This window comes from Paenibacillus sp. 2TAB23 (assembly GCF_052115165.1).
In the GTDB taxonomy this organism is placed as follows: domain Bacteria; phylum Bacillota; class Bacilli; order Paenibacillales; family Paenibacillaceae; genus Pristimantibacillus.
The window spans coordinates 296011-310587 of record NZ_JBFRGD010000005.1; the positions used below are offsets into that span (position 1 = coordinate 296011).

Below are 14577 nucleotides of genomic sequence, written 5' to 3' on the forward strand. Positions count from 1 at the left end.
GACAGAACAGGGGGCTCATAGTAGAATGAATTTACATTAAGTTTATATTGCAGCGCAGGGATGTGCATATACGATGAATCAGAAGAGTGATCACACGCTAGAGATTATCTTTTCCATGCTTAGATGGTTATTCTTGATCGCATCGGGTCTTATTTACGGGCTTTATTATTATAAAGGCGCGGAGAATCTAACTTATTTCTCTGTTCTATTTTGCCTGGGCGTCGTCTATATGGCGACGGCCGACATCGTCATTCACCGCTCGATTCCCCAATCCCGCGCCTACCTATTAGTCTCTCAGGCTGCCGTAATCATCGATATCGCGGCATTTACTGCACTTATTTCATTAACAGGAGGGACAAGCAGTCCGCTTCTTCCCATCGCCTATTTAATTATATTGCACGCAGCCGTGTACTGGCGCTTTGCAGGCGGGCTGCTTTCATCAGTGGCTTTGATCGCGGGGTATGTTTTAGTCATGCTGCTTCAGCCGCAAGCCCATACTGCTGGGCTGCTTCCATTTCATATCATGAACATTTCATTTCTTGCCATGGCAGGCATACTTGGCGGGGTTATCGTTGCTCGTGAACGCAGGCATTTAACGGAAAAGAGCTATTTTGAGAATCAATCCAAGCGTGATTATTTGACCGGCTTGTACAACCATCGCTCGTTTCAAGAGCAGCTTGCGGAACAGATCGGATTCAAGCGCTCCTTTACGCTCGTTATGGCGGATATCGATTATTTCAAAGGCGTGAACGATCGTTATGGTCATGTGACCGGTGATGTTGTGCTTAAACGAATCGCACAGCTGCTCGAGGGCGCAGTGAGCAGAAGACAAGGAGCGGTATTCAGGTACGGGGGAGAGGAATTTGCCATATTGCTGTATGCGCATACAGAAGCAGAGGTGACGAGGATACTCGAGCGAGTCCGCCTGGAGCTTAGCATGCTGACATTCGAGGCTGGCGAGCAGGTCTTCCACGTTACAATGAGCTTCGGAGCGGTGACGCGGACGCCGGAGTGGACGGACGATATTGTAAATGAGGCAGATACGATGCTTTATTCCGCAAAAAAACAAGGACGTAACTGTATCGTTTGGGGAGCTTGAAACCGATATACAAAGTAATGGCTATCACCTTTATTTGAATCGGGGGATTTGATGATGCTCCATTTGCTGAGCAAAGGGCTGTATCCGTTCTCAATCATCCTTATGATTTCACTCATAAGCGGCTGCACGACGACCAGCAATGAGTCGGAGCTGCCTGAACAGACGGGGGCGGCCGACAAAGTAACGTTGAAAATGGTACAAAGTCTGACGACGCCTCAGCGGACGCGGCAGCTGGAGAAGCTGATCGCGCAATTCGAGAAGGAGCATCCGAATATCGGCATTGAGCTGATCTCGCCTGATTATGAAACAGCGGACGACACGATCCTATCGATGCTCGACAAGCGGGAAGCGGTCGATATTGTTGAGGTTCGTGATATTACGGCGCATGTGTATGCTTCAAGGGGCTTGCTGGTGAGCTTAGAGAAATACATCGGTGCTTGGGATAATTATACGCTGCTAAGCGACAACGCTAGATTGATGGCAAGGGATGTAGCTGATATTACCTACTATATTCCGAGCAGTCTCTATCAAGTGCAGCTCTACTACCGCAAGGACTGGTTTGATGCAAGAGCGCTTCAAGTGCCGGAAACGTGGGAGCAGCTGTTTTTTGTCGGCAAGCAGCTTACGAAGCCTGAGATTGGGCAATATGGCTTCGCATTCCGCGGTGGGAGGGCTTCTGCCAACACCTTCTCCTCCATCATTCAGGATTATAACGGAAGCAACGTCAGCGCCAGCGAATCCATGTTTAACGTCGATGGAACGACGATATTCGAAAGCTCCGGGGCAGCTGAGGGGCTGGAGCTCTACCGTAAGCTCTATCTTGAGACCTCGCATCCCACGTCTATCGATTGGGGCTTTAACGAGCAGATAAAGGCGTTCACTGAAGGGAAAGCTGCTATGCTTATCCAGGATTCGGATGTGATTCCGTTCATCGAGGATAAGCTGGAGGACAGCGAGTGGGCAACGGCGCCGCTCCCAGTCGGCCCTGAAGGTGTATCCCATTACAATGTAGGAGCGGCGGGCTGGGGAATTGCGCTGCAATCCAAGCACCGAGACGCAGCCTGGCTATTTATCTCCTACTTGTCTTCGCTAGAAAACAATCGCAGCTTTGCTGATGCGGCGGGCGTTATCACCATCTATAATAATGCACTTGAGCAAGAAAAGTATGCAACGGGACCTTACGCTCCTTATATGCTCATGTCTAATGATCCAATACGCTATCAAGGCGTTAAGCAGCCGAGCCATTACGCCAATTACAGCGAGTATTTGCAGTTGGCATTGACAGAGGGACGTAAATATTTGCAAGAATCGATTTCAACGGATACGCTGCTGAAGCAATTTGACGTGTTTTGGAAAGAGCAGAGGAAGCTGAAAGGCGACTGAATGAAAGGGGCTGCGGATGATGAACGCGAAGAAAGCTGCGTTCATCATCCGCAGCCCCTTGTGCTTATGCAGCGAGGCTAAGAAGCCGTGCGGTATGAAGGCTCAGCGACAGGGCAAGCTGTAAAGGATTGCCGTCCGCCTTGACCTGAATGCTTCGCCGCATATACGATAAAAGCATGCGAAATGCAAAGGTGGATGGAACAAGCGCAAGTTATCAAGGAGGAAACAGGTTGAAGTCTTTATTAGTCGTATTTACAGGCGGAACGATAGGAAGCAAGAAGCAAGGCGCGGGCATCGACGTTGACGGTGCAGGCTCCTATTCGCTCATTGAGGATTACAGCAATAGCAAGCAGCGGCGCAAAGACGTTAAGCTGGATGCGATTCAGCCGTTGAATTTGCTGAGCGAGAATATGACGGCAGCCGATTGGATAACGCTTGCCACAGCAATCCGCAAAGTGGATTTGACTCCGTATTGCGGTCTTATTGTAACCCATGGCTCAGACACGCTGGCTTACAGCGCTTCGATGATGAGTTATCTATTTGCAGGTATAAGCATACCTTTTGTTTTGACCGCAAGCAATTATCCGCTTGAGGATGCACGAAGCAATGGACGGCGAAACTTTGCGAATGCCATTGATTTTGTTGCGGGAGTACAGCTGCCTGGCGTTTTTGCGCTATATGAGAATGACAAGGGAGAGGCGCTTGTGTATCTCGGAACTCGATTGACGCAGTGTGAGTCTTTTACGGATCAATTCGGAAGCCCTTTTGGCATTCCTTATGGCCGGATGGAGCAGGGCAGCTTCATTTTTCAACCGGATAAGCGAAATCCGACGCCGGAGACGTTGAAGCAGTCGGGCCCGAAGCCTTGGATTTGGGATGTGGATTCGCTTCGTCTGGATACGAGCATCGTCTATATCAAGCCGTATCCGGGCCTTAATTATTCCTTCTATGAGTTTGGGAACAACCGTCCCAAAGCGGTGCTGCATGATCTTCATCATTCGGGAACAGCGTGTGCCGTAGATGAAGGTCCATATTCGCTGACACAGTTTATTGCTGGTTGCAGCAAGCAAGGAATTGATGTATACATATGTCCGATTAAAGACCGTTCCGATGCCCTCTACTCCTCTTCCCTTCGACTAATTGATGCGGGCGCTATTGTAATAGAGAAGCTGTCGATCGAAGCCGCTTTGACAAAGCTTATGTTGGCATATGGTCTTTATGAGCAGCATGCTGAGGCGAAGGCTTTTGCAACGGAGAGCATTTTGTATTATGAGCATAATGAGGTGTAAAATGATTATTGAGAAACTAGCATTGCACACGGTTAACGCTGACAGCCTGATGCCTTTTTACGCTGAGGTGCTTGGTTTGCCGGTTATAAGCTCCGAGCAAGGGCGTTTTACGGTGCAGGCGGGCTGGAGCGAGCTGACTTTTTTTGAGCTGGAGCAGCCGCCTAACGAAAAACAATACTATCATTTTGCATTTACGATTCCGGAGAATAAGCTGGCGGAAGCCAAGCGATGGATCGAGGAGCTAGTGCCGATCGGGACGGAAGCCGGGCAGGATATATCCTTCAGCGAATCATGGGATTCGCATTCGGTATATTTCGAGGATCCTGCAGGCAACATTCTGGAGCTGATCGCGCGGCACACAATGAATAATGCGACAGATGATCCGTTTGATTCAAAGCAGCATATCCTCTGTATAAGTGAAATCGGAGTGCCGACGTGCAAGGTTCCTTCTGCGGTAGACCAGCTTGCAGAGCTTGGCCTGATGACATACAAAACTCGCAATGAGAGCTTTAATCCTGTCGGAGACGATAACGGCTTGATGATGGTAGTGGAAACGGGCAGGCGCTGGCATTTCACGGACAAGACCGCAGAATGCTTCCCGGTAAGGGTGACCGTGCAAGGTGTGGGAGAACTTTATTTGAGCGAGAATGAGCATGGTTTGATGATCCAAAATATAATTTGAGGAGAATGATAAACAATGGGAGAAATCGTGAAGGTTGGCGACCAAGTTCCAAATTTCAAGCTTCAGGCATCGAATGGCAAGGAAGTGGAGCTTGCGGACTATGCCGGCAAGAAGCTGGTTATTTATTTCTACCCGCGCGATATGACGCCAGGCTGCACGACAGAGTCGTGTGATTTCCGTGATTTCAACGGACAGTTCGGCTCTAATCATACGGAGGTTATCGGCATCAGTCCGGATGACTTGGCTTCACATGAGCAATTCGTAGACAAGCATGAGCTGCCGTTTCTGTTGCTGTCGGATACCGAGCATACCGTGTCAGAGCTGTTTGGCGTATGGAAGCTGCGGAGCTGGAACGGCGAGGAGTTTATGGGAATTGAGCGTTCTACCTTCCTTCTGGACGAGCAGGGCAAGCTGATCAAGGAATGGAGAAGCGTGAGCGTAGAGGGACATGTGAATGAAGTGCTTGAGGCTGTCAAGAACAGCTAACTGGCGATGTATAACAAAAGACTCACCCGGAAGCCGTTTGCTGCGCTTCAAGGTGAGTCTTTTTTGAAATATAGGAAAGTATATCATATCGCCAACTTTCTCTATATTTCTACGCAAAACGTAAGCTTAGCCGCCAGAGGATGGCTTCAGCCGTTTACGCTTGAAATATAGGAAAGTATATCATATCGCCAACTTTCTCTATATTTCTACGCGAAACGTAAGCTTAGCCGCCAGAGGACGGCTTCAGCCGTTTACGCTTGTTTGTTTTATTTGGTCTTCCAGCTCGGAAGCTGGCTTACGTAGCTGTCGGATAGATTAAGCAGCTCCAGCGCGCGCTGGTACTCATCCTCCGTAGCCTCTTGCTCCGTATCACCGTTGCCGGCCAAGGAATAGTGCTTGCCGTCCTCGAAGCCGCTGCCCGACATAAACAGCTCCTTGCTGCTTAAGAATGAACCGGACGGGAGATAATAACGCTGTGGAAGCACGTTGTACGTTTGGTTGAGCAAATCTTGGCCGAAATGAATGTGATCATCCAGCGAAATGCCCAGCATATTCGCAATGGTCGGCAAAATATCAACCTGACCGCCAAGCTGATCAAACACTTTTCCTTCCGTGATTCCTGTAGAAGCGACTACAAGCGGAATGTTGATCATGTCGGTATAGCCGTATTCGTGACCATAAATTTCCGCCATTAGCTCTTTGTCGTCTTTGTCGAGCGAGTATACAGGAAGACCGAGATGATCTCCGTAAAGCAACACTAAGCTGTCGTCCCAAATCCCGCGTTCTTTCAGATCTGCGATAAATTCGCCAAGAGCAAAGTCAGCATAGTTCTGAGCACGGATATAATCGCCGACAAACGTATTCTCATAACGCTCAGGCAGCGTCATTTTGTATTTGTCAGACGGGATGGTAAATGGATGATGCGCCGTCATCGAGATGACATGCGAGTAGAACGGCTTGCCGTTTTGGCTCATGCGATCAAGCTCTTCTGCTGTTTTCTTGTACAGCTGCTCATCCGATGCGCCGAAGAATACCGTGTCTTCTGTCCCGAAAAACTTCGCATCGTAATAACGGTCAAAGCCAAGCGCTTTATATAGCTCTCCACGGTTCCAGAACTCCACGACATTGGTGTGGAAGGTAGCCGTATCATAACCGTTTTCCTTCAGCATTTTCGGCAAGCTTGGAAGCTCCTTATCAGCATAAATCATCGTAGCCGCGCCGCGAGGCGGGATGTAGAAGGACGTATTTACGACGAATTCAGCATCGGATGTATTGCCTTGGCCGACCTGCTGATAGAAATGCTTGAAGTAATAGTTTTCATTCACGAGCTTGTTGATGTTAGGCGTAATTTCCTGCCCGTCAATCTTAAGGTTGACGAGAAAGTTTTGGAACGACTCCATTTGGAGAATGATAACGTTTTTGCCCGATGCCGTTTTCCAAAGCTGCGGCGCCGCAGGCTGCTCTACTTTTTTGACTGTATCGATCTTCTCTTGCGTGATATGGTTTGGATCGACGAAATCGATATCTTTATTGGAGAAGATCATATAGGCCTCATAATTGAGGATTCCCATTTGCTCCGCTTTGACAATTTCGTTCATGCTTGCGCGGTTAGGCAAAATATTGAACAAGCAAAGCGCGATCGAAATCGTGAAAAGTGCGACGACAAGGCGTTTGTTTTCCTTGCGCGAACTCTCTTTCTTCCAGTTCAATGCTCTCTTGGGGCGAAACAATAGAACAGCCATGATTATAATATCAATAAAGATCAATAGGTAGTATGGATCCATAAGCGAGAATACGCTGTTCTTGACGGCGGTGACCTGATTGACCTGCTCAAGCGCCAAATAGGTAACGATGACCCCATAGTACTTGTAATACATAATGACGGCGAATAGAATAAGGGTCATTAATAGATTGGCAATTAAATAATAGACGAGCTTGCGCTTCGATGCGAACCATTCTATAAGACAATACACGATGAGGACAAATGGAATTTCTTTTAGAATTGTTGTCCATGAGAATCCATCCTCAAAAATGACCATCCATGCCAGATAGCTTTTGAGCAGCATGATAAATGAAAAGAAAAGAATGGGACGAGTGCTTAGTAATCGCTTTGGAGTAAGAAATGTCATATAACCGCCTACCTTTCACAGCAAAAACAGGCCGTCTCTCAGAGGCAGCCAGCCCGCTTATAGTAATATATATGCGTTCGGTAAATTCTTAATCCATTATGCTCCTAAATACTGTCGAATGTCAAAAGGCAAAAGGCTCCTCCATGCCCAAGCAAAATATTAGCAAGTTAAGAATTTACATTGGTTTTTCGTGTAAGCCTTTGAGATTCATGATTTTCATGCGGGCAGATTGAAACATTTCATTGATTTTAGTAGTCTATTAATGAGATGGAAGCGGACAAACTATTGGTAGATGAATAATTACATGTAATATATGTAAAAATATAATTGGAGGCCTATGATGAAAAAAAGAAGAGGAAGGCTATTGCTGTTCATTATGGTATGCGCGGCAATGGTGGTTGGTTACTCTATATTCATTAAAGAAGAAACGAATACAATACCTCCCAAGCAGGCAGCAGCAGATGGCGGGACAATGGATGGCGGCGGCGAGTTGTCGGGCAATAGCGAAGCAGAGCCTACGCAGGAAGCAGATAACGCTTCACCGGTACAGACCGATAAGCCGGAAGCAACGAACGAGCCGGATGCGGGCAACGGTGCTTCAACCGACCAACCCAGCAATGAAGGGGACGGAGGACAAACGGAGCAGACAGAGGATGGGCTTGCTGTCATCGCAAAGCCTTCGGAAATCGCTGTCCTCGTTAATAAGCAGCGCAAGCTGCCCGAGGATTATAACCCGTCTGACCTTGTATACCCGGAAGTTGCATTTATATTCTCGGAGAAGCTGGAGAAACGCAAGCTGCGCCAAGAAGCGGCTGTGGCGCTCGAGGAGCTGTTCTCCGCTGCCGAGGATGACAGCATCCTATTGGCTGGCGTCTCTGCTTACCGATCACACAATACGCAGAAGACGCTGTTTGAGCGCTATGTGAAGCGGGACGGATTAGAAAAAGCGAGAACGTACAGCGCGTTTCCGGGCACGAGCGAGCATGAAACAGGCCTCGCCATTGACGTTTCCGGCAGCGATGGGAAATGTGCGGCAGCCGATTGCTTCGCGGATACGAAGGAAGCGCTGTGGCTTGCTGAGCATGCGGACGAGTATGGCTTTATTGTGCGCTATCCTGAAGGCAAGGAAGAGATTACTGGCTATCAATATGAGCCATGGCATTTGCGGTTCGTAGGCAAGGAGCTTGCAGCGGAGCTGTCTGAGAGCGGAGAGACGCTTGAAGAGTACTATGATGCTGTTCCGGTAACCAAATAAAAAAATGCGCAAGCCTCGTCTGTTTGTGCGGAGACATTTGCGGTGACTCAGCCAGAGGACTTGCGCGGGTTTACATGAAAATAAACGTTAGATCTTTGGTTCAAACGTCTTGCAATCCGTTTCCTCGGAGTTGCTGGCTTGCTTGCCACGGTTGCTGACAACATAAATAGAAGAGGCGGCGCAGTGATTTCCTGCTGCCCAGAACTTGCATGAGTTCACTTCGCACAATACATCCTTAGCCATTGACAATTCACCTCCTCGCTATATAGGATTGACAAACGATATATCGTTTTATACTTGGAATATAGGAAAGGATATGATTTCGCCATCCTTTCTCTATATTTCTCGAAATGAAACGCGCTGCGCCGTCAAAAGACGGCGACAGCTGTTTCACCTTGAAGGGGATGAATACTTATGGCAACTAAACTTTATTTCAATCATGATGCGGGTGTAGATGATCTGGTCTCCCTATTCCTATTGCTTCAAATGGATGATGTCGATCTCATCGGCGTATCGGTCATACCGGCAGACGGTTATTTGGAGCCCGGCATGAAAGCAAGCCGCAAAATCATTGACCGTTTTGGCGCCTTAGACAAAACAAAGTCAATCGAAGTGGCGAGATCCAATTCACGCGGCGTCAATCCATTCCCGGCTGAATGGCGGATGCATACGTTTTTTGTAGATGCGCTCCCCATCTTGAATGAGGCGGGTACGATCCGTACGAGCGCTGCCGCGAAGCCTGCACATCAGCATATGATTGAGCAGCTTCGCCAATCGGAGGAGAAGGTGACGCTTCTATTCACGGGTCCGCTAACCGATCTGGCGCGGGCTTTGGACGAGGCTCCGGACATCGAGGAAAAGATTGAGAAGCTGGTCTGGATGGGCGGAACGTTTAACGAGAAAGGCAACGTACAAGAGCCCGAGCATGACGGCACTGCTGAGTGGAATGCTTTCTGGGATCCAGAGGCGGTGCACCGCGTATGGGCAAGCAGCCTTTCCATTCTGCTAGTCGCGCTTGAGAGCACGAATAAGGTTCCGCTTACGATGGAGGTTCGCAACCGATGGGCATCGCTGCGCAAGCATGAAGGACTTGATTTTGTAGGTCAATGTTATGCGGCTTGTCCTCCGCTTGTCTATATGGAGACGAATTCGACTTATTACTTATGGGATGTGCTCACGACAGCGGTTGTAGGCAATCCTGAGCTTGTTGCGATCAAAACGTTGAACAGTGCGGTAATTAAGGATGGTCCCAGCCAAGGCCGTACGGTGGAGCGTGCAGACGGCCGACCGGTTAGTCTGGTATATGACGTTGATCCAGTCCGCTTCTTTGATTACATTACCGAGTTGTCTGCAAGCGCAGTTAGCGCTCCTATCGGATAGGCTCAAACATGACTGCATCTTAAAAAGCGCGACGAGCAGGGAGTGACTCCCAGCTCGTCGCGCTTTCTTGTTTTTAATCCATCTCGTAGATGGACCCAGACTTGCTTGCATACAGCTCGGCGTATACCTTCTCTGCGTAAGCATCCGTCATGCCGGAGATATAATCCGCCACAAACCGAGGCCAGCTCCATTTGTTTTTGTGCAGCTCGTAATTCTCGATCCAGTCCGGCGGAATGATGAGGCGTCCGTATTCGGGCACCTTAAAGCTGTCCCACAGTCGCCGGATCATAATTTCACTGCGCATCTGCAGGCGCTGCACGCGGAAATCCTTAATCAGCGTTACCCAAGCCAGCTTCTTCAAAATTTCCATCGTCCGAAGCAATTCGATATCCTGCTGTCCGCTATTGACGAAGGTAACCTTCTTCCAACCGGTCACGGGATCGTCGATGATGCCGACCTTGGCGGCGAATAAGCTTACCCACCTTGCCTTCATCTCGCGGCGTGTGCGGGAAGGCTCTCGCTCACAGCCTGCATAAAGCTCCTGCCACTGCTCGAAATAGGATACGAGCACGCGTTTGACCATAGCAGGAATATCTACCTCTCCCCAGCCGATGCCCGTATTTCCTTTGTCTTCGACAATCTCTTGTACGACATGGTCGATTAGCCTGCTGTCCTCAAAAAAGCTGCGGTTCATTTGGATTTTGCCGGCGCGTATGCCGTCTTCGATATCGTGAGTCGAATAAGCGATGTCATCGCATAAATCCATTAGCTGCGCTTCCAAAGTGGAGCAGCCGATCGGAATTTTCCAAGCGCGGCGCAACTGCTCGATTTCGCCCCATTCCGTGCTGTACAAGCCTTTGAGCCGGCCGGGCTCACCAAGGCTGAACGGATATTTATTGACAGCGAGTAGGACAGCTGCGGTTAAATCAAGACCGCTTCCGCTTCCCGCGCGTTTCTCCAGAAACATTAAGATCCGAAAGTTCTGTGCATTACCCTCGTAAGGAATGCCATACTCCTCCATTAGCAGATGATTGAGCACCTCTTCGCCTTTATGTCCAAACGGAGGATGCCCAAGATCATGGGCGAGCGCAGCAATCTCTACGACAGCGGGATCTAGAATGAGCCCAGGGTGCTCTTTGCGGGAAAGAAAGTCATATTGCTTATTGAGTCTGCGAGCAACCTCGCGCGCGATTTGAGATACCTCAAGCGAATGGGTCAATCTTGTTCGATAGTAATCTCCTGTGCCTGCGCCGAATACCTGCGACTTGCCTTGCAGCCGGCGGAATGCGGGAGACTGAATGAGCCGTGCGTAATCCCGTTCATATTCGTCCCGTTCCTCGCTAAAGGTGCCCAGCGCCTTCTCGTCCAATCTAAATTTGCGTATGTCCATCGTTGTTCCTCCATTAGCAAAGCTGCGCGTCTCATTGAAGCACCGGGGTATTCTCGTTCCCGGATTTTAGGCTGGCTTATCGGGTGTTAAACATGATTTAAAAGTGGTTATTAATGAAGAAATAAAGAGATCTGCTTAAATTGTAGCATATAATCAGGCTTGAACATACAACGTGCATGAAGTATGATCGCATTAGCTTTTACATCAGACGAGGTGTTTATTATTCAATCAGCTATTATGCAGAACGCATACGGAATTGTTATGCTTCTTAACATTTTTTTGGCGATTACCGTCATATTTCTGGAAAGGCGCAACGCTAGTACAACCTGGGCTTGGCTCATGGTTCTCTTTTTTATACCCGTGATTGGGTTCGTCATGTATCTAATTCTGGGGCAGAAGGTTCGCAAAAGAAAGCTTTATAAGCTGCTGGGCGATAGCCAGCGGATTATCGAGCATACGATTGAACGTCAAATGCGGCAGCTGCGCGACGGCGAGATCGCTTATACCGATCCTGCGATGCAGAGCTATCAAGACATGATCTATATGAACTTGAAAACAAGCTATGCGCTGTATACGAGCAATAACGCGGTTGAAATCTATACGGAGGGCAATCAAAAGTTTGACGCTCTGCTGAAGGATATCGAAGCTGCGCGGCATCATATTCATCTCGTGTACTACATCGTGCGTGACGATGAGCTGGGAAGAAGACTAGTGAAGGCGCTGGCGGCAAAGGCTGCTGAAGGCGTTGAGGTTAAGTTCCTGTATGACCACATTGGAAGCTCCGGCTTGCCAAGGCGTTATTTCCATGAGCTGCTGGCAGCAGGCGGCCAGGAAGCGGCATTTTTCCCGTCACGGATTCCTTATTTGAATCTGAAGATCAATTACCGCAATCATCGCAAGCTTGTTATCATTGATGGGCAGACCGGATATATCGGCGGATTTAATATTGGCGATGAATATTTGGGGCTGAACAAGCATTTTGGCGAATGGAGAGATACGCATCTGAGGGTACAAGGCAATGCGGTGCTCCAAATGCAGGCGCAGTTCCTCATGGACTGGAATTTGGCTGCTTCAGGCAATGTCGTATTGAACGAGCTTTATTTCCCGATTATGGGCGAAGAACTGGGTTCGATTGGGATGCAGCTGGTTGCAAGCGGTCCGGATACGGAATATCAGCAAATTAAGGATGCGTATATCAAGATGATTTACGCGGCGAAAAAAACAATTTGTCTGCAGACGCCATATTTTGTACCGGATGAAAGCTTAATGACAGCGCTGAAGATCGCTTCTTTGTCGGGGGTAGACGTTCGTATTATGCTGCCTAGCATGCCGGATCACTTTTTTGTTTATTGGGCGACGCATTCCTACTTGGGAGAGCTTCTGGTCAATGGGGTCAAATGCTATATGTTCGAGAAAGGCTTCCTTCATGCCAAAACGCTTGTTATTGACGGCAAGGTCGCTTCCGTCGGAACTGCCAATCTGGATATTCGCAGCTTTAAGCTGAATTTCGAGATGAATGCGTTTATCTATGATACGCAGACGGCGGCGAAGCTGCAACGCATATTTGAGGATGACATGAAGGTCAGCATGGAGCTGACACTTGCGATTTATTCCGAGCGACCGCTTATGAATAGGTTCAAGGAATCAATATCCCGCTTACTCAGTCCGATCCTATAGACGCACATAAGAAGGGCTTCTGCTTATCCATGATAACCAGAAGCCCTTCACCTGCTTGGTAGAGAACTATTCAATTTATTCAAACGCTCCAATCCGCGGCTTGCCTTGTTTCTGCTTCGTCCTTTCGAATTTGTTACAAACCTTATCGACTTCGATCCTTGCTTGAATGACCTCGATCAACTTCCTTTCGATTTGTTTCAAATCCTTTCCTTCATTAAGTACTGACTGTCCGACTATCGTCATCTTTCCATTCGTTTGGGTCCCCGCATGTCCTTAAATCCGATTGATACTCCTTTCCAAGTTAATGAGACATGCTTCGCTCACTTACTTCAATGGACTATCCCCTCTCGTTTAAGATAGGCTTAGTATATAACATTATTAGAATTTTGTAAATATTCAGATTATTTATTTCGACAAAAAAATAAAATAATTTTTCATAGATCGCTAGGATGCAAGATAAACCGCGTGGTTGACCGTTTTGACGGAGAGATTTATACTTAGTCTAAAGTCATTTAAACTAAAGGAATGATAAAGCTATGAACAAAATCAACTTGACCATACAGCGCAGAGAAATTCTCGAGGTGGTGCAGCATGCACCCGATCACCCCACAGCGGCGGACGTTATAGATCGGCTGAAGGGTAAAGGCTTTAATTTTGCTTACGGCACCGTATACAATTCCCTAAGGTATTTGACAGATGCCGGCCTTATTCGCGAGCTGAAGCTGGGTGAGGCTGTCAGCCGCTATGATGCCCGGACGGACGAGCACCAGCATATCGTGTGCACGGTTTGCGGGCGCGTTGACGAAGTATTAACGGAGCTGCCGAGCGATTGGTTGAAGAAAGTGGCTGCGGAGACTTCCTATAAAGTTGATCATGTCCAGATTGTATTAGAGGGGGTTTGCGAGTCATGCTCAACGAAACAACCATGATAAACAATCATACGACTGGCGAGAACGAACAAGCTGGATATACGGAGGAAGAGCTGCTGCAGAATGGCATGATCTGTTCGATCACGCAGCGGGTTATGATTATTAGCCCGATGCCCGAGCGAGTCAAAGGCCTGCTTGTTGCCTTGTCTTCTGAATGCTTCGACGTGTTCTCCCTTCATGACTTCCAGAAGAGCATGCTTCAAAGCCTGCAGCCCGAGCTGCTTGTATTCGATGCTATTCCGCTCGTGAATGCCGCAACGGGGCATACGCTTCAAGCAGGCGCTGAGCTGCTGGAGTCGGCCGATATGCATGCGGTTCCTGTATTGATTCTACTTGACCAGAAGTCATACGACAGCCGGGATACGTTCGCTCTCGGTGCTGCTGAGCTGCTTGTGTGGCCAGCCAAGCCAGAGCAGGCTGTCAAGCAAATTAACCGCATGCTGTCTAATCGTCCTGCAGCTGCAGCCAAGGCGGTAGACCAAGATATACGCAGTTTTAAGGACATCACCGTTGATTTGAAGAAAATGACGGTTGACCGAGGCGGGCAGCGCGTGGAGCTCACGAAAACCGAATATGATCTGCTGCTGCATTTTATGTCATCCGATGGGTCCGTGCTGTCTCGGGAATCATTGCTCGATACGGTATGGGGGCTTCACTTCTACGGTGGCAGCAATCTGGTGGACGCCCATATTAAAAGCTTGCGCAAAAAATTAAAGGATAGCGCCGTATCTCCGAAATATATCGTTACCGTAAGAGGCGCAGGTTACCGGATCGCCGAAATTCGCGATTGATGGGTGGGTAGAAAGCGTTACAATGCCATCCCATCTTTACGTAAAGATTACGTTCATGAGATTTTCATTTTTCGTTCATATTGTTTT

At 48.4% G+C, this 14577-nt stretch carries 14 protein-coding genes; 10 read left to right on the forward strand and 4 right to left on the reverse strand.

The window, feature by feature from the left end:
- Nucleotides 1-73 precede the first annotated feature (73 nt).
- From AB4Z29_RS10775 to bcp, 5 genes are all read left to right on the forward strand, one after another.
- Nucleotides 74-1099, forward strand: coding sequence for a GGDEF domain-containing protein (locus tag AB4Z29_RS10775; protein WP_441943053.1), 1026 nt, complete (start codon nucleotides 74-76; stop codon nucleotides 1097-1099).
- 51 nt (nucleotides 1100-1150) lie between these two features.
- Entirely contained in the window at nucleotides 1151-2482 is a 1332-nt protein-coding gene (locus tag AB4Z29_RS10780; RefSeq protein WP_441943054.1) for an extracellular solute-binding protein, read from the forward strand.
- 230 nt (nucleotides 2483-2712) lie between these two features.
- On the forward strand, nucleotides 2713-3771 hold the full coding sequence (locus AB4Z29_RS10785; RefSeq protein WP_441943055.1) for an asparaginase: 1059 nt from the start codon (nucleotides 2713-2715) through the stop codon (nucleotides 3769-3771).
- Nucleotide 3772: 1 nt separating this feature from the next.
- Nucleotides 3773-4453, forward strand: a complete 681-nt coding sequence (locus AB4Z29_RS10790) for a VOC family protein (RefSeq protein ID WP_441943056.1) — start codon at nucleotides 3773-3775, stop codon at nucleotides 4451-4453.
- A gap of 15 nt (nucleotides 4454-4468) precedes the next feature.
- A complete protein-coding gene (gene bcp / locus AB4Z29_RS10795) occupies nucleotides 4469-4939 on the forward strand; it encodes a thioredoxin-dependent thiol peroxidase (RefSeq protein WP_183562824.1) in 471 nt (156 codons plus the stop codon).
- Nucleotides 4940-5205: 266 nt separating this feature from the next.
- On the opposite strand, the gene AB4Z29_RS10800 is transcribed toward bcp, so the two are convergent.
- Nucleotides 5206-7068 (reverse strand): LTA synthase family protein, encoded by a 1863-nt coding sequence (locus AB4Z29_RS10800; protein ID WP_441943057.1) that lies wholly within the window; start codon nucleotides 7066-7068, stop codon nucleotides 5206-5208.
- A 340-nt stretch (nucleotides 7069-7408) separates the two neighbouring features.
- Here AB4Z29_RS10800 and AB4Z29_RS10805 point away from each other — a divergent pair, with 340 nt between their 5' ends.
- Complete coding sequence (locus AB4Z29_RS10805; protein WP_441943086.1) at nucleotides 7409-8323, forward strand: M15 family metallopeptidase; 915 nt, start codon at nucleotides 7409-7411, stop codon at nucleotides 8321-8323.
- Nucleotides 8324-8410: 87 nt separating this feature from the next.
- Here the strand turns inward: AB4Z29_RS10805 and AB4Z29_RS10810 are convergent, their stop codons facing one another.
- Nucleotides 8411-8566: a DUF1540 domain-containing protein gene (locus AB4Z29_RS10810; RefSeq protein ID WP_183562818.1), complete on the reverse strand. Its 156-nt coding sequence runs from the start codon at nucleotides 8564-8566 to the stop codon at nucleotides 8411-8413.
- 171 nt (nucleotides 8567-8737) lie between these two features.
- On the opposite strand from AB4Z29_RS10810, the gene AB4Z29_RS10815 reads away from it, so the two are divergent.
- Nucleotides 8738-9703, forward strand: a complete 966-nt coding sequence (locus AB4Z29_RS10815) for a nucleoside hydrolase (RefSeq protein ID WP_441943058.1) — start codon at nucleotides 8738-8740, stop codon at nucleotides 9701-9703.
- 73 nt (nucleotides 9704-9776) lie between these two features.
- Here AB4Z29_RS10815 and AB4Z29_RS10820 read toward each other — a convergent pair whose 3' ends face one another.
- Nucleotides 9777-11093 (reverse strand): deoxyguanosinetriphosphate triphosphohydrolase family protein, encoded by a 1317-nt coding sequence (locus AB4Z29_RS10820; RefSeq protein ID WP_441943059.1) that lies wholly within the window; start codon nucleotides 11091-11093, stop codon nucleotides 9777-9779.
- Between the two features lie 183 nt (nucleotides 11094-11276).
- Here AB4Z29_RS10820 and cls point away from each other — a divergent pair, with 183 nt between their 5' ends.
- On the forward strand, nucleotides 11277-12770 hold the full coding sequence (gene cls, locus AB4Z29_RS10825) for a cardiolipin synthase (RefSeq protein ID WP_441943060.1): 1494 nt from the start codon (nucleotides 11277-11279) through the stop codon (nucleotides 12768-12770).
- Nucleotides 12771-12845: 75 nt separating this feature from the next.
- Here the strand turns inward: cls and AB4Z29_RS10830 are convergent, their stop codons facing one another.
- Nucleotides 12846-12971 (reverse strand): hypothetical protein, encoded by a 126-nt coding sequence (locus tag AB4Z29_RS10830; protein WP_441943061.1) that lies wholly within the window; start codon nucleotides 12969-12971, stop codon nucleotides 12846-12848.
- 335 nt (nucleotides 12972-13306) lie between these two features.
- Between AB4Z29_RS10830 and AB4Z29_RS10835 the strand changes: the two genes are divergently transcribed.
- Together AB4Z29_RS10835 and AB4Z29_RS10840 are read left to right on the forward strand one after the other, a co-directional pair.
- Complete coding sequence (locus tag AB4Z29_RS10835; RefSeq protein WP_183562812.1) at nucleotides 13307-13699, forward strand: Fur family transcriptional regulator; 393 nt, start codon at nucleotides 13307-13309, stop codon at nucleotides 13697-13699.
- Nucleotides 13678-14490 carry a winged helix-turn-helix transcriptional regulator gene (locus AB4Z29_RS10840; RefSeq protein ID WP_441943062.1) on the forward strand — a complete coding sequence of 271 codons (813 nt, stop codon included), beginning with the start codon at nucleotides 13678-13680 and terminating at the stop codon, nucleotides 14488-14490. The genes AB4Z29_RS10835 and AB4Z29_RS10840 overlap by 22 nt, the downstream gene beginning before the upstream one ends.
- Nucleotides 14491-14577: the final 87 nt, after the last annotated feature.